A 15,430-nucleotide genomic window follows, 5' to 3' on the forward strand; every position below is an offset into this window, starting at 1 on the left:
AATCAGATCTGACTGATATAGCTCCTGTACTAATTTTATATTTAATTTCACATAAAAAAAGCGCCGAGGCGCTTTTTTTATCCAAGAAGATCAATTATTTAATTTTTGCTTGTGATTTTAAATAACGCGAATAATCATCTAATAATTGTTCACCACGGAACTTCTGATACATTTGCGTAAGTTGTTGAATTTCAGCTGGATCCATCTGAGCAGTGTCTACTTTTTTCACATTCGCTACAGCTACAACAACTAACTCATTTGGTAGCTTGGCAGTGCTGACAGACCACATGCCTGCTTTAGGTACTGGCTGGCTAAAGGCAACACGCTCGATCTCACGCTTAAGGCCTTGTGAACGCGTAAATGTTCCCGCATGGACAAAATTAGATTGGTATTTCGCAGTAACTTCTTGAGCTGGTAATTTTTTGAAATCCGCAATCATGGCATTTAATTTTGCATGGGCAGCATCGAACGCTTTTTGTTCAATCAATTGTGCTTTTACACGTGCAGTTGCTTGCGCTAGAGGTTGTATACCTGCTGGGTGATACTTACGAACTTTAACCCATACCACATCGCCGTTGGCAGTTTGGATGTTACTTGAAGCCGTCGTATTTCCGCTTTTCACATCTTCATTAAATAATTTAGATTTAACAGCAGGATCAGCAAGAACTGGATTGGTTGTCGTTAAATTCACATTATTCGCAGATTGAATTTGAACTGTCTTAACTGCTTGTGAAACTACATCCAATGCATCACTGTTAACCACTTGCTCATTTAAACTATTTACAGTATCAGAGAAATAGTTAGCAGATTTATTCTTTAAAACCTCAGCAGTCAATTCAGCTTTTTTTGAATCAAACGATGGTACTGAATCTACGGGTGTATTCACTTCAATCAAGTGATAACCGAATTGAGTTTTAACAGGCTTAGAGACTTGACCATTGCTTGTTGAATTCACAGCTTTATCAAAATCATCACCAAAGGCACCTGGCGCATAGGCAGCAAGTGCACCACCTTTCGCCTTAGAATCAGGATCTTCTGAATATTGCGCAGCAGCTTGAGCAAATGACATACCTGCCTGAATTTTTGCATACACTTCATTTGCAAGTGTCGCAGCTTGCTCAGGCGTACGAGAATCAGTTGTAATCAGGATATGTTTAACATCTCGTTTCAAACCTTGCTTATATTTTTCTGTAAACTGTGAATATGCCTGTTGTAATTCAGCATCAGTCACTGCAACATTTGGCTGTGTCAATGCCGCAGGGCTTAACACCACATAATCCACATCCACTGAAGCAACTTGTTTGAACTTATTTTGATGCTTGTTGTAATAATCAGTAATTTCCTGATTGGTCACATTAACGTTGGTTTTATAGTCATCAAGTTTAACGCTTGATAAAAATAATTCACGTTGTTCAGATTGCAGATTGGCAATTTGTTGGATATCTAATTTACTAATCAATGCATTATCTGAAATTGTAGAACTTAGAATGCTTAAAGCAAAATCTTGGCGAATATTTTGGATAAATGCTTGGCTTGTTAAACCCTGTGAACGTAAATAGTTTGCATACAATGTATTGGAAAACTTACCATTTTCCTGAAAGGCAGGAATTTGCGCAATTTTCTGTTCAATTTGAGCATCGCTCAAAGTCACACCCAATTTATCAGCTTGCTGTCTTAAAAGACTTTGACTAATCAGATAATCAAGTGCTTTATTTGCAATAAATTCTTTATTCAATAATGATTCATCCCCATGAACAGCAGGATTTGCCAATAATTGATCTGTATAGCCTTTTGTAACCGTTTCTAACTCTTTTTTAGAAATATCTTGACCATTAACAGTTTTAGCTACGTCTGCTTTTTGCCCACCGCTGAAATAGCCTTCAATACCAACCACAGCAAATGGCGCTAAAAATAACACAAGGAGAACTTTACCAAACCAGCCCCTTATGAGAGTGCGAAACGATTCCATGAGTATTCCAATATTATATTTCGTAAGGATTCTAACTGAAATTGTGAAATGAATGAACGAGCAATCACTGATAATTTAATATATTTCATAAAAAACGCGCCACGAAGGCGCGCTTTCAATAAGCTCAGATTAAGCTACTGAGTCTTTTAAGCCTTTACCAGCTTTAAAGCTAGGTACTTTGCTTGCTTTAATCTGAAGCTCTTCACCAGTTTTAGGGTTACGGCCAGTACGAGCAGCACGGTCTTTAACACTGAATGTGCCAAAGCCGACTAAAGTCACTGTATCGCCTTTTTTAAGCGCTTCACCAATTGAAGCAATAGTCGCATCTAATGCTTTACCAGCATCGGATTTTGACAATCCCCCTTTTTCTGCAATCGCATCGATTAATTCTGATTTATTCATGAAGATTACGTCCTCTTATATCGTTTGTTTAAGTTCCAAGGCTGTAGATCAAAGGCCATGACGACTTTATAGCAATGCTTTGGGGGGAAACGCAAGACTCCAAACCCGCTTTTCACAAAAATTACGACTAAAATTTACGATTTTTTTGGATTAAAGGTAATTATTTCATTTTTTTTAGCAATTGTTCACGTAAGTTTTGGTTATCTTCTGCTAGCGCATCAACCTTATTGTGGAGTTCCAGTATCAAACTTTCCAAATGCTGAAGATCTTTCGCAGTTACCAAACCGATTCTATTTAATGAATGATTTACACTCTGATCTAAAAGCTTTTCAACCTTATCTTTGGTTTCTGCAACAGATTCTTTGGTTTTTTCAGTTACTTTATTGACTGTTTGATCAGTGACTTCAACTGTCTTGGACTCCAGCTCCTCCCCCACTTTGACTAAGGAATCGAATAGTTTGTTGCCCTCTTCTTCCGCTCTTGAGAACGCTCCCAATCCAGCCAACCAGATTTGTTTTGTATATTTTCTGAAATCTAATGCTGACTTTTTATGATTTCTAGGCTTTATTTGAGATTCATTAAATTCATTTTGATCTTGGTAAAGATCAGGTTGTTCCTTGTTACTCTTTTTCATATCTTGCTCCATTTACCCCAAACTCCAGCGTGTAATGACCCATATGACCAAATTAGGTAGAAAATATTGCTATATTATCAAATAAAACTATTGAACCTTTTGCTAAACTGTTCTACAAAGCAAAGTAATTGTTTTTAATGTTAAGGAACACTTGGCAATTCGACAATGCTTATTAAGATAATTTTTATATCATTGTTGAAATATTGTGTTTCATGTCATGGATGAGATTGTTTTATTTTTTAGAGATCGGACTCTCTGTTTTTGCTATAGGAATTTTTTATGAATGAATCGCAACAAAAGCAAGGTCATTCTCGTTTGTTGCTAAACATTGTCATGATTATATTGGAAACCATTTATTCTTTTGTATTAAAGCATGATCGTGTTGTTCGCTTACAGGCAAAAAAATTCGTCGAACAGCAGATTACAATTAAAATGAATAGCTATATTCCTTATTTTGACTTTTATGTTCAATTTACAGATCGTGGTATTCTTTTTGATTTACAGCCTCCAGAAAAAGCCATTGACCTTTCTGTGAGTAGTACACTTATCGATTTCATCCAAATATTTGTCTTTGCTAATCGTCGTAGCATGAAAAAAATGCGCCTGGATGGCGATAACCTCCTCAAGGAACAGTTTCGTGATCTCGTTGTACACTTAACTGCACCTAAATTGCTTTCAGACTGGAAGCAATGGCTAACCAATCCAGATGATGATAGCCAGACAAAAGCATCAAAAAAACGCATTGCTCCTTTGCTTGAAAAGATTGATCAGCAACGTTCTAAGATCAATACACTTCAAGTTGAAGTAAAACAATATCAAAATCGTGTTAAACGCTTGCAGCTCAACCAACAACGTTTATATACGGCTTTAGGCGTATTGGGCTTTCTATTTATAGCATTAGTCGTGTATAATCTTTGGCAAATATTTTCATAAAACTTGAACAAAAATTGAAATTTAGCCGCATTTTTTGTTCAAGTAATAAATTCTGACTAAATTAGTCAGAATTAAAATTAAAAATACTTGACTATTTTAGTCAGGATTCATAAAATTCATACATCTAGTCTAAAACATGTGTATCGAATCATGCGCCTAACTACTCGCGGTCGCTATGCAGTGACTGCACTACTTGACTTAGCACTGCAGCCACCTGAACAAACGATTACGCTTGCAGAAATTGCAAACCGCCAAACGATATCTGTCGCTTATCTTGAACAATTGTTCGCTAAGCTTAAGCGTCACGGCTTAGTTTCAAGTGTTCGTGGAGCAAATGGCGGTTATCACTTAGCGCGCCATGCTGAAGAAATTACTGTCTTAGAAATTATTGAAGCTGTAAATGAAACTGTCGATGCGACACGTTGTGACCACAAAGGCAATTGCCAAAATGGTGCAATGTGTTTAACTCACGATTTATGGCAAGAACTCTCTCTCCATATTGCCGATTATTTAGCTAAAATCACCCTTGCGGATTTAGTCGCTCGTGACAATGTACAAACCGTTGCGGTCCGTCAAAATTCAGCACCTCTTGATTCAGCCCTTTTATCGGTTACAGGTATTTGACATGAAACGTCCGATTTATCTTGACTATGCAGCAACTACGCCTGTTGATCCTCAAGTAGCAGAACGCATGATGGAGTGTTTAACCTTTGATGGTACATTCGGTAATCCTGCTTCTCGCTCACATGCTTATGGATGGCAAGCTGAAGAAAAAGTTGAATATGCACGTGAACAAGTCGCAAATTTAGTAAAAGCTGATCCACGCGAAATTGTATGGACTTCAGGTGCTACTGAATCTGATAACCTTGCCCTTAAAGGTGTTGCTCAGTTTTATGGTTCTAAACGCAAACACATCATCACAAGTAAAATTGAACATAAAGCAATTTTAGATACTTGTCGTGAATTAGAAGAAGAAGGTTTTGAGATTACTTATCTTGAACCTGAACCTAAAACCGGTTTAATTACACCAGAAATGGTTCAAGCTGAACTTCGTCCAGATACGCTACTTGTTTCATTGATGATGGTGAACAATGAAATTGGTACTGTGACAGATGTTGCTGCAATTGGTGAGTTAACACGTGCCAATAAAACTTATTTCCATGTAGATGCAGCACAAGCTGCGGGTAAAGTTGAAATCGATCTTTCTACCATGAAAGTTGATTTGATGAGCTTCTCAGGTCATAAGGTTTATGGACCTAAAGGTATTGGTGCTTTATTTGTACGCCGTAGCCCACGTGTTCGTATCAAAGCACAAATTCATGGTGGTGGCCATGAACGAGGTATGCGCTCAGGCACACTTGCAACCCATCAAATCGTCGGTATGGGTGAAGCATTTGAACTTGCTGGAAAATCTTTACAAGCTGAACAAACACGTTTACGTGTACTGCGTGACAAACTTTGGAACGGTTTACAGGATTTAGAACAAGTCTTCTTAAATGGCCACCCTGTATACAATGTTGCAAACTACTTAAATGTTAGTTTCAACTTTGTTGAAGGTGAATCATTGATGATGGCGTTAAAAGATGCTGCTGTATCTTCTGGTTCAGCATGTACATCCGCAACACTTGAACCTTCTTACGTACTTCGTGCCCTCGGCCTTTCTGACGAGTTAGCACATAGTTCAATTCGTTTTAGCTTTGGTCACTATACGACTGAAGAAGACATTGATCATGTAATTAAGATTACTAAAGCTGCTGTTGAGAAATTGCGTGAGCTTTCTCCGCTTTGGGATATGTACAAAGAAGGGATCGACTTAAGTTCAGTTGAATGGGCTGAACATTAAGTTCCTTGAAATCAAAACGCGGCATTTTATTGAAAATCAGTAAAATGCCACCAAATTAGATTGTAGAAATACATATTATCAACGCTGACCCCGAGGTTTGGAGAAGCAACATGGCTTATAGCGAAAAAGTAATAGATCATTACGAAAATCCTCGTAATGTAGGTGTTTTGGATAAAAATGCAGAAAATGTTGGTACAGGCATGGTGGGTGCACCTGCATGTGGTGATGTAATGCGTTTACAAATCCAAGTGAATGACAGTGGTGTAATTGAAGAAGCTCGCTTTAAAACTTATGGCTGTGGCTCAGCAATTGCGTCTAGTTCACTCGTAACTGAATGGTTAAAAGGTAAAACGCTTGACGAAGCACAGGCGATTAAGAACATCGATATCGCAACTGAACTTGCACTTCCTCCTGTAAAAGTACACTGTTCTGTGCTTGCAGAAGACGCAATTAAAGCTGCTGTTGAAGATTACCGTAGCAAGAAAACTAAAGCCTAGTATCTGTTCGTCAAATTTAGCAGATGATTTTTTAACGGAGTTTTCATGATCAATCTAACTGAAAATGCTGCAACTCATATCAGCAATTACTTAAAGAATCGCGGTAAGGGTGAAGGTATTCGTCTTGGTGTGAAAACTTCAGGCTGTTCTGGCTTAGCTTATGTACTTGAGTTTGTTGATGATATCGATACGCATGATCAAATGTTTGAACAGTTTGGTGTAAAAGTTTTTGTAGATCCAAAAAGTTTGGTTTATCTCGATGGTATGGAAATGGACTATGTTAAAAATGGTCTAAATGAAGGCTTCGAGTTTAACAACCCAAATAAAAAAGGTGAATGTGGCTGTGGTGAATCTTTCACTGTATAATCCGCCCTGCTTTTTCTCATGTTAAAACAGTGTCTTGCACTGTTTTAATCACATTTAATTACACCGTTTTCCTGTAAAACATCGTGGATGAGTATCCCCCATGAGTCATTTTGAGTTGTTCGATCTCCCAGAAGCACTCGATATTGATTTAGCGATATTAAAAGCTAATTTCTTAAAACTACAACAGCAATATCATCCAGATAAAGCTGAAAATAAAGACAAAGCTTTGATTAAATCAAGTGAAATTAATCAGGCATATAAAACTTTGTCCAATGTAGACAGTCGTGCTGCTTATCTACTTTCACTCAAAAAGCAAGATCACCACTTAGATCAATCGATTAGTGATTTTGAGTTCCTTCAGTCTGCTTTAGAAATTCGTGAGCAGCTTGATGAAGCAACTAATACCGAACAGTTGCATTCTTTAAAAAAAGAAGTGCGACAATGGATTGATGGCTTAGTTCGTGAATTCAAAATTGATTTTGAGGATGAAGATTGGGCTGAAGCGCGTGACACTGTGCGAAAGTTACGCTTTTTTCAAAAAGTCATGAATGATATCGATAAAGCTGAAGATCAGCTTTTAGATGATGAAGATTTTAATTTAGATGATGATTTCTAAATTTTAGCTTTGAATATATGTTTTAACCGAATTTGTTTTTAGTATTTATTTTAAGGATGTGACAAATGGCACTCTTGCAAATTGCTGAACCAGGACAATCAAGTGCGCCACACGAACACCGTATTGCAATTGGTATCGACTTAGGGACAACCCATTCTCTAGTTGCTACGGTATTATCAGGCAAAGCCAAAGTGCTGAACGATGAGCAAGGTCGTGTGTTACTTCCTTCTATTGTACATTATTCTAAAAATTCAACCGAATACGGCGATGCAGCAAAACCATTCATCACTGCTGACCCTAAAAATACCATTGTTTCTGTTAAGCGCTTTATGGGCCGTTCCAAAGCGGATGTTAAATTTCAACATCCATACACACTTGTTGGTGCTGAAAATGAAATGCCAGCTTTTGAAACAGCTCAGGGGCGTAAAACACCAGTAGAAATCTCCGCAGAAATTTTAAAACAACTTAAAGACCGCGCTGAACAAAGCTTAAGCAACCCTGTAAATGGGGCTGTTATTACTGTTCCTGCATACTTTGATGAAGCACAACGTCAAGCTACACGAGATGCAGCTGAGCTTGCTGGTTTAAATATATTACGCCTACTCAATGAACCAACAGCTGCGGCTGTTGCATATGGCTTGGATCAAGAGAGTAACCTAACAACAGATCGTAACTATGTCATTTATGATTTAGGTGGCGGTACATTTGATGTATCTATTTTACGCTTTTCTCAAGGTGTGTTTGAAGTTTTAGCCACAGGCGGTCATACAGCACTGGGCGGCGATGACTTAGATCGTCTTATTGTTAAGTGGGCAAAAAAACAACTCAATATTGAAGTTTTAGATGATGCAGAATATGCGCACTTTATTGTTTCTGCACGCAAAGCCAAAGAAGCATTAAGTGATGCAACATCGGTTGATATTAAAGTTCTGACACATCACCTCACTTTAGATCGCACAACATTTGAAGAAATCATTCAAGTGGCATTAGATAAAACGATCAATGTATGTAAACGTGTCATGCGTGATGCAAAACTTGAACTCGATGATATTCAAAATGTAGTTCTTGTTGGTGGATCAACCCGCTCTTATGCTGTACAGAAAGTCGTGCGTGAAGTATTTAAGCAAGAGCCACTTTGTACTATTAATCCTGATGAAGTTGTAGCGATTGGCGCTGCCATCACTGCAAATCAGCTCATTGGGAACTCTAAAGATGGCTCATTACTTTTAGATGTTACTCCGCTGTCATTAGGTTTAGAAACCATGGGTGGTTTGATTGAACGTTTAATTTCACGTAATACAGCAATTCCTGTTGCACGTCGTCAAGAATTCACCACATATCAAGATGGTCAAACTGCGATGTTAATCCATGTCTTGCAAGGTGAACGTGACTTAGTTGAACATTGCCGAAGCTTAGGCCGTTTTGTATTGCATGGTATTCCACCAATGACTGCGGGTCAGGCACGTATTGAAGTTACTTTTCAAGTCGATGCTGATGGTTTACTTACTGTTTCGGCCAAAGAAACCACATCAGGGGTCAATGCTCAAATCGACATTAAACCTTCTTATGGTTTATCTGAGACAGATACTGAACGTTTACTTTTAGACGGTTATAAATTTGCTGAAGAAGATAAAAATCTTCGCCATCTCAATGAAACCAAAGTTGAAGCTCAACGTGAACTTGAAGCTTTAACACAAGCGTTAAAGGTGGATTCTAAACTTCTCAGCACTGAACAACTGACTGCGCTCACTCAAGCGGCTGAAGCCTTAAAAACTGAGCTTGAAACGAACGATATCAAATTAATTGAACATGCTGTTGAACAGTTAAAAACTTATAGCGATGCCTTTGCAGCAGAACGTATGAATCAACACATTGATCATGCACTCAAAGGCACCAAACTTGATGATTGGTCTAACTCAAACTAATTTAAGGTAACGACTATGCCACGTATTAAAGTACTACCTCATGCAACGATTTGTCCAAACGGTGCTGAGTTTGAAGTTAAACCAAATGCCAATCTATGTCAAAGCCTGCTTGATAATGGTATTAAAATCGAACATGCCTGTGACATGTCTAAAGCATGTACCACTTGCCATGTAATCGTACGCAAAGGCTTTGATGAGCTTGAAGAAATGGATGATATTGAAGCCGATTTACTCGATCGCGCTTGGGGCTTAGAACCCGATTCGCGTCTGTCTTGCCAAGTTAAAATTACTGATGAAGATATGGAAGTTGAAATTCCAAAGTATACGATTAACCATGCTTCTGAAAACCACTAAGTTGCTTTTCATATAGACATAAAAAACCACTCTTTATGAGTGGTTTTTTATGTCTAAGCAATTTTTAATGGCCTAGGCATTTCATTTAATATTTAATAATTTTACAAATAATTTGAGTTCACTTCATCTTCAATATTAAGCTTTGCAACGCCTTGAGAGTTGGTAAGTTTTTGCTGAACCTTAATCCGTTCTACCATTTTTTCTAATACTTCAACCAGCTCAGGATATTCAAAGTTTTGTACTTCTTCTAAATTCAGCACTAGGTGGAAGCCTTTATACTCATAATCAAACCATTGCTGATTTTCATTCTTGGTTGCAGAGTATTTTTCCATCACTTGCCAAGTGCGCACCTTACCTTGAATCCCTTTCAGCTCAATCGGAGTTTTTGGTGCACAAAGATAATCATTTTTAATCAGCTTATAGGTTTCGTCTGAAACCAAAATTTCATCTATATCCGCAGCATATTGCAAACGCGCTGCTAAATTAGCATCTCGACCAACAATGGTATAGGCCATGCGATGTACAGCACCATAGTTTCCGACGTGACAATAACCTGTACTTACCCCCATTCGAATATGTAAAGCTGCATAGCCCATTTTCACCCAACGTTCACGAAGAAATTTCATCTGCTGACGCATTGCAATTGCCATATCAATACAGTTTTTCGCATCCTGCTCTACCCCTTGTGAATCAGGATCGCCAAAGAAAATCAGGATTGCATCCCCCATAAACTTATCAATGGTTGCACCATATTGCTTGGCAATTTCAGTCATATGACTTAAATAATCATTTAATACAAAGGCCAAATCATCTGGAATCAAAGTTTCTGATAGCTCAGTAAATCCTTGAATATCAGAAAAGAAAACTGTAATTTTTTTACGTTTATATTCAATTTTTGCTTCAGTATCGCCGCGCATAATCGCTTGCCAAAGCTGTAATGGCGCATAACGACTGAGTTGATTTGACAACTCAATATAGCGATTCATTTCATTAAAATAGGTGTTTTTCTTTGTTTCTACACTTTTGATACGACGATTTTGATAATAATTTCCAATATTTACAAACAAGATGATACTAATAAAAGAAAGAACGGATAGTTCAGGGCTAGTTTGCTGAAAATAATCATAAAAACCAAAGATAAAAATAATATTGGTATAAAACACAACAAAGGCAATTAAAATTGCCAGAGAGCCCATCATAAAAGAAATTTTATTATTAATCGCAGTATAAATCAGGGCAAATAACAATACAAAAGTCACCACCAGACTTAAATGAACAGCAGCCAATGCTGTAGAAACAACAATGATATCAATTAAAAAATAGACATTTTTTCGAATTTTAGAACCATATGAATATTCCAGCCAGCGTGATAACTTAGGACTGATAATAAAAATAAAGCCAATGAAAAAAGGCACGTAAAATTGATAACTTGCAATTGGGGAAGTGAAATAATAAACCATAACCAACAAAGCAATGATTAAGTACCCCATAAATCGCTGGAATATTTCAAATTGCTTTGGTTCTTTATCTAACATACGTTCAAATGGCAAAATATTTTACCTCGAATGTCATTTTATTAAACACTTCCTTGTGCTGTTTACACTTAATCCATACGCCAATCGAATGGCATATCACCTTGGCCACGTAACGCCAACATTAACGTTTGACGCATATGTGCTAACACTTCATTGCTATAAGGAACTGCTTGCAGACCAAATACAGGCTTAGGCCAAGCTACATCATTCTGATAACGAACTACATGATGAAAATGTAATTGTGGCACCATATTTCCAAGTGCTGCGACATTCATTTTATCTGCACGAAAAACACGAGACAACTGGCTAGATAACCAGCTAGATTCTCGTAAAAACTGCTCTTGGTCAGCTTGACTTAGTTCATATAACTCAGTGATACCAGGAACACGTGGAATAAGAATTAGCCACGGAAATTGCATATCATTCATTAAACGACATGTTGAAAGCGGAAAATCGCCTACAAAAAAAGTATCTTGAGCAAGTTGTGGATGCAAACTAAACATATCTTTATAAATGACGCAAAATTAAAAGGATGGCTAATACTAACACATCGGTTTTCGTGTGAATATTGGTTATCTTGTGTTTTGGTACAAATAAACACAGTTTGTTTTGAACCTGATCACAATTACACTTTAAAGAATCACAGAATTTTTTCAAGTGATTTACCAGAAAAAATTCATAAGCACTTTCAATCTCATACTGAGCATTATTTAAGCTCAAATTCCAGATAAATTAACGCTTTAATTCTGTCAGTAAATTGTTTAACAAATCCTGAATAAACTGAATTCTTTTGTCATTCTCTTCAAGCATCACCATCACTTTTAAGCGTTGCCCACCGTCCATACGAAACCAAGTTGGATGCTTTTGCATGAGTTGAATAATACTGATCGCTTGCACCGGAGTATCAGGTGAAAATTCGATCACTCCACCGTTAGCTCCTATATCAATTTTAGTAATTTCCAACGCCTCAGCCTTAATCCGAATTTGATGGACACTAAACAGCTGTTTTACTGGCAATGGCGGTACACCAAACCGGTCAATCAACTCCATACGTATATTGTCAAGTTTATCTTGAGTATCGGTATTACTAATACGTTTATAGAACATAAGACGCTGATGTACATCTCCCAAATATTCATCTGGGATCAAAGCAGGCATATGTAGTGTAATTTCTGAAGTGAGTGAAAGTGGTGTATCAAAATTAGGGGTCTTACCCTGTTGAATTGCTTTGGTCGCTTTGGCCAACATTTCCATATATAAGCTATAACCAATTGCATTCATTGAACCACTTTGTTGTTCACCGAGTAGCTCACCAGCACCACGAATCTCCAAGTCTTCCGTAGCCAGCATAAAGCCAGCGCCAAGATTTGAAGCTCTCTGAATGGCATCTAAACGTTTTTCTGCATCACCTTTAAGGCCTTTAATCGATGGCACCATCAAATATGCATAGGCTTGATGATGTGAACGTCCAACACGACCACGCAATTGATGTAATTGAGCTAGGCCAAGTTTGTCTGCACGTTCAATAATAATCGTATTGGCATTAGGAACATCAATCCCCGTTTCAATAATCGTTGAACAGACCAGCACGTTAAATTCTTTGTGATAGAACTGTTGCATGATTTGCTCAAGTTCACGTTCACGCATTTGACCATGTGCAACAGCGACACGAGCCTCTGGTACAAGTTGACGAATATTTTCCGCAGCACGCTCTATGGTATCCACTTCATTGTGCAATATATAAACCTGCCCACCACGTAACAATTCCCTTAGAATTGCCTCTTTCATGGTTTCATTGGTTTGTTCATTGACAAAAGTTTTAACGGCTAAACGACGTGCTGGTGGTGTAGCAATAATCGAGAGATCACGCATCCCACCAAAAGCCATATTCAATGTACGAGGAATTGGTGTTGCAGTTAACGTTAACATATCAACATCTGCGCGCATGGCTTTAATACGCTCTTTATCACGTACCCCAAAACGATGTTCTTCATCAACAATCATTAAACCTAAGTTTTTAAACTGCACATTTTCCTGAAGAATTTTATGCGTACCGATAACAATATCGACTTTACCATCGATTAAGTCATCAATGATTTTGGTATGACTTTTATTAGTTCCAAAACGAGAAAGTACCTCTATACGAATTGGCCAATCGGCAAAGCGATCTTTAAATGATTCAAAATGTTGTTGCGCCAATAAGGTGGTAGGTACCAAGACAGCCACTTGCCTATTATTTTGAACAGCAACAAATGCCGCCCGCATCGCCACTTCCGTTTTACCAAAGCCAACATCACCACAAACCAGTCGATCCATTGGTTTGGCTTGTTGCATATCATATAAGGTCGCTTCGATGGCATTGGCCTGATCCAGTGTTTCCTCATAAGCAAAACCACTGGAAAATTGCATATATGCACTTTGATCCAACTCGAAACTAATCCCAGGTTTAGACTGACGACGTGCTTGGATATGCAACAATTCAGCTGCCACATCATGAATCTGTTCAAGTGCTTTACGTTTTGCTTTATTCCATGCATCTGTACCCAATTTATGTAAAGGCGCTAAATCAGGATCACCTCCACTAAAACGGCTAATCAGGTGTAAATTGGTCACAGGAACATACACTTTTGCATCATCTGCATAGTTTAATTGCAGAAACTCATAGTCTTGTTCATCAATATTTAAGGTAACTAAACCTGCATAACGCCCAACACCATGATCAATATGCACCACTGGCGCACCAATATTAAGTTCCGTCAGACTTCGAATAAGAAACTCTTCTGAAACCTCTTGTTGACGTTTTCTACGGCGCTGTACTACACGGTGTTCATATAGTTGGTTTTCAGAAATAACCGATAGATCATTGCTGATGACCAACCCACGATCCAAAGGTGCATTGGTGATCGCCACAGAGAAATTAGATTGTTGAAATACAGCAAAACTTTCGACAACTGGAATTTCACCTAAACTTGCACGTAAAGCATCTTTTAATGTTTCACGACGTCCAGCACTTTCAGCCACCAACAACACTGGATGATTGGCCTCATCCACGTACTGTTTAACGGCTTTAAATGGCTGCTCTTGTTTAGGGTCTACAGGCAATCTTGGCGGTAATTCAACCGACAAATTGATACAACCTGCTTTTAATTCAATGGCTTCTGTTGAGGCAATAATTCTTGAAAATTGATTTAAATATTCGAATAGTTGATTCGGTTGTATAAAAATTTCTTCAGGTGGTAATAACGGCTGATCAGCATTATGGCGTCGGTCTTCGTAACGACGAATTACATCTGTCCAAAAACTCAACAATCCTTCATCAATGTGCTTATCTGTAATGACAATAGAATTACTTGGGAAGTACGAAACCAAACAACTTTGTGTTTGCATGGCTTGCTTTGAGAAGAATAATGGGAAGTAGAAATCTAATCCCGGAGAAGCAATACCTTCTAACACATCTTGATAAATTGGATTTTTTTTAGGATTTGCTGTTGGAAAACTTTCGGCATAGCGATCACGAAATGTTGAACGCGCTTCTTTCAACGGAAATTCTTTTGCAGGAAGTACAGTAAAACGTTCTAACTTTGTCGTTGTTCTTTGCGTTTCAGGATCAAAAAATTTTAAACTGTCTATTTCATCATCAAATAAGTCAATACGAATGGGTGCATTCTGCCCAGAGGCATAAATATCCATAATACTACCACGTACCGCAAACTCACCATGGTCATAAACAGTATCAACCAAATGATAACCCGCTTGAACTAATTTTAATTTTTGTTGTTCTAAAGCAAATTTCTGACCAACACGGATATCAAAATGCTCACCCAATACCCATGATGTAGGGGCAACACGTTGTGCCAAAGTGGTTGCTGATACCAATAAAATACCTTTTTGTGGCATATTGGAAAGTATCGACAGTCTTTCAGAGACAATATCTTGGTGTGGAGATAAACGATCGTATGGCAATATCTCCCAATCTGGAAATATTGTTGGTTTTACCCCATAGAATTCTAATTCACTTTCCAACTGCCCTAAGTGCTGATTATTTTTCGCAACCAAAACAAAGAGCTGATCCGATTTCTCTGCAATCTCCTTAAACAATAAGGCAGCAGATGAACCGAGCATTGTGCCGATCCAGCGTTTTTCGCCTGCTTTCAGTTGTTTTAAATTGAGGTCAGAGATTTCTTGTTTAAACATAATCGCATAGGGTCTAAAAGACATGAGCAATAGTTTAACATGATGACTTTATTCAGTTGAGTGATTTTATTTATTCTATTTGTCTAAGTAATGACTCAACTACAGTATTTTTCCCATCAGAACATAATCCACGCTTACTATAAGACAAACTAGCAGGATCAC

14 protein-coding genes are annotated in these 15,430 nt (G+C 37.9%); 8 read left to right on the top strand and 6 right to left on the bottom strand.

Going from position 1 to position 15,430, the window contains the following annotated elements; all coding sequences use genetic code 11:
• Positions 1 to 94 precede the first annotated feature (94 nt).
• The 3 genes from AC4CVF_RS08090 to AC4CVF_RS08100 all read right to left on the bottom strand — a co-directional run bounded on the left by AC4CVF_RS08090 (position 95) and on the right by AC4CVF_RS08100 (position 3,017).
• On the bottom strand, positions 95 to 1,969 hold the full coding sequence (locus AC4CVF_RS08090; RefSeq protein ID WP_490789191.1) for a SurA N-terminal domain-containing protein: 1,875 nt from the start codon (positions 1,967 to 1,969) through the stop codon (positions 95 to 97).
• 129 nt (positions 1,970 to 2,098) lie between these two features.
• Positions 2,099 to 2,371: an HU family DNA-binding protein gene (locus tag AC4CVF_RS08095; RefSeq protein WP_004720620.1), complete on the bottom strand. Its 273-nt coding sequence runs from the start codon at positions 2,369 to 2,371 to the stop codon at positions 2,099 to 2,101.
• Positions 2,372 to 2,531: 160 nt separating this feature from the next.
• The gene (locus tag AC4CVF_RS08100) at positions 2,532 to 3,017 is read right to left on the bottom strand and encodes a phasin family protein (protein ID WP_419327510.1); all 486 of its coding nucleotides are present in this window, start codon (positions 3,015 to 3,017) and stop codon (positions 2,532 to 2,534) included.
• 267 nt (positions 3,018 to 3,284) lie between these two features.
• Between AC4CVF_RS08100 and AC4CVF_RS08105 the strand changes: the two genes are divergently transcribed.
• The 8 genes from AC4CVF_RS08105 (at position 3,285) to fdx (ending at position 9,539) form a co-directional block, all read left to right on the top strand.
• On the top strand, positions 3,285 to 3,938 hold the full coding sequence (locus AC4CVF_RS08105; protein ID WP_336951315.1) for a hypothetical protein: 654 nt from the start codon (positions 3,285 to 3,287) through the stop codon (positions 3,936 to 3,938).
• 150 nt (positions 3,939 to 4,088) lie between these two features.
• Positions 4,089 to 4,562 carry an Rrf2 family transcriptional regulator gene (locus AC4CVF_RS08110; RefSeq protein WP_336951317.1) on the top strand — a complete coding sequence of 158 codons (474 nt, stop codon included), beginning with the start codon at positions 4,089 to 4,091 and terminating at the stop codon, positions 4,560 to 4,562.
• 1 nt (position 4,563) lies between these two features.
• On the top strand, positions 4,564 to 5,781 hold the full coding sequence (locus tag AC4CVF_RS08115) for an IscS subfamily cysteine desulfurase (protein WP_336951319.1): 1,218 nt from the start codon (positions 4,564 to 4,566) through the stop codon (positions 5,779 to 5,781).
• 110 nt (positions 5,782 to 5,891) lie between these two features.
• Positions 5,892 to 6,278 (top strand): Fe-S cluster assembly scaffold IscU, encoded by a 387-nt coding sequence (gene iscU / locus AC4CVF_RS08120; RefSeq protein ID WP_004720629.1) that lies wholly within the window; start codon positions 5,892 to 5,894, stop codon positions 6,276 to 6,278.
• Between the two features lie 45 nt (positions 6,279 to 6,323).
• A complete protein-coding gene (gene iscA / locus AC4CVF_RS08125) occupies positions 6,324 to 6,644 on the top strand; it encodes an iron-sulfur cluster assembly protein IscA (protein ID WP_034610390.1) in 321 nt (106 codons plus the stop codon).
• 100 nt (positions 6,645 to 6,744) lie between these two features.
• Positions 6,745 to 7,260 (top strand): Fe-S protein assembly co-chaperone HscB, encoded by a 516-nt coding sequence (gene hscB, locus AC4CVF_RS08130; protein WP_336951322.1) that lies wholly within the window; start codon positions 6,745 to 6,747, stop codon positions 7,258 to 7,260.
• 65 nt (positions 7,261 to 7,325) lie between these two features.
• The gene (gene hscA, locus AC4CVF_RS08135; protein ID WP_419327508.1) at positions 7,326 to 9,185 is read left to right on the top strand and encodes a Fe-S protein assembly chaperone HscA; all 1,860 of its coding nucleotides are present in this window, start codon (positions 7,326 to 7,328) and stop codon (positions 9,183 to 9,185) included.
• A gap of 15 nt (positions 9,186 to 9,200) precedes the next feature.
• A complete protein-coding gene (gene fdx / locus AC4CVF_RS08140) occupies positions 9,201 to 9,539 on the top strand; it encodes an ISC system 2Fe-2S type ferredoxin (protein WP_336951326.1) in 339 nt (112 codons plus the stop codon).
• Between the two features lie 101 nt (positions 9,540 to 9,640).
• Here the strand turns inward: fdx and AC4CVF_RS08145 are convergent, their stop codons facing one another.
• From AC4CVF_RS08145 to mfd, 3 genes are all read right to left on the bottom strand, one after another.
• Positions 9,641 to 11,089 (bottom strand): adenylate/guanylate cyclase domain-containing protein, encoded by a 1,449-nt coding sequence (locus AC4CVF_RS08145; protein WP_336951328.1) that lies wholly within the window; start codon positions 11,087 to 11,089, stop codon positions 9,641 to 9,643.
• Positions 11,090 to 11,142: 53 nt separating this feature from the next.
• Positions 11,143 to 11,577 carry an HIT domain-containing protein gene (locus AC4CVF_RS08150; protein WP_336951330.1) on the bottom strand — a complete coding sequence of 145 codons (435 nt, stop codon included), beginning with the start codon at positions 11,575 to 11,577 and terminating at the stop codon, positions 11,143 to 11,145.
• A 229-nt stretch (positions 11,578 to 11,806) separates the two neighbouring features.
• Positions 11,807 to 15,268: a transcription-repair coupling factor gene (mfd, locus tag AC4CVF_RS08155; RefSeq protein ID WP_336951475.1), complete on the bottom strand. Its 3,462-nt coding sequence runs from the start codon at positions 15,266 to 15,268 to the stop codon at positions 11,807 to 11,809.
• Between the last annotated feature and the right edge of the window lie 162 nt (positions 15,269 to 15,430).

The sequence above is a fragment of the Acinetobacter sp. LipI_19 genome, assembly GCF_058242925.1.

What these genes read in the sequence shown, in the direction of transcription:
- AC4CVF_RS08090 (WP_490789191.1), bottom strand. Translation starts at nt 1,969, where the DNA reads ATGGAATCGTTTCGCACTCTCATAAGGGGCTGGTTTGGTAAAGTTCTC.
- AC4CVF_RS08095 (WP_004720620.1), bottom strand. Translation starts at nt 2,371, where the DNA reads ATGAATAAATCAGAATTAATCGATGCGATTGCAGAAAAAGGGGGATTG.
- AC4CVF_RS08100 (WP_419327510.1), bottom strand. Translation starts at nt 3,017, where the DNA reads ATGGAGCAAGATATGAAAAAGAGTAACAAGGAACAACCTGATCTTTAC.
- AC4CVF_RS08105 (WP_336951315.1), top strand. Translation starts at nt 3,285, where the DNA reads ATGAATGAATCGCAACAAAAGCAAGGTCATTCTCGTTTGTTGCTAAAC.
- AC4CVF_RS08110 (WP_336951317.1), top strand. Translation starts at nt 4,089, where the DNA reads ATGCGCCTAACTACTCGCGGTCGCTATGCAGTGACTGCACTACTTGAC.
- AC4CVF_RS08115 (WP_336951319.1), top strand. Translation starts at nt 4,564, where the DNA reads ATGAAACGTCCGATTTATCTTGACTATGCAGCAACTACGCCTGTTGAT.
- iscU (WP_004720629.1), top strand. Translation starts at nt 5,892, where the DNA reads ATGGCTTATAGCGAAAAAGTAATAGATCATTACGAAAATCCTCGTAAT.
- iscA (WP_034610390.1), top strand. Translation starts at nt 6,324, where the DNA reads ATGATCAATCTAACTGAAAATGCTGCAACTCATATCAGCAATTACTTA.
- hscB (WP_336951322.1), top strand. Translation starts at nt 6,745, where the DNA reads ATGAGTCATTTTGAGTTGTTCGATCTCCCAGAAGCACTCGATATTGAT.
- hscA (WP_419327508.1), top strand. Translation starts at nt 7,326, where the DNA reads ATGGCACTCTTGCAAATTGCTGAACCAGGACAATCAAGTGCGCCACAC.
- fdx (WP_336951326.1), top strand. Translation starts at nt 9,201, where the DNA reads ATGCCACGTATTAAAGTACTACCTCATGCAACGATTTGTCCAAACGGT.
- AC4CVF_RS08150 (WP_336951330.1), bottom strand. Translation starts at nt 11,577, where the DNA reads ATGTTTAGTTTGCATCCACAACTTGCTCAAGATACTTTTTTTGTAGGC.
- mfd (WP_336951475.1), bottom strand. Translation starts at nt 15,268, where the DNA reads ATGTTTAAACAAGAAATCTCTGACCTCAATTTAAAACAACTGAAAGCA.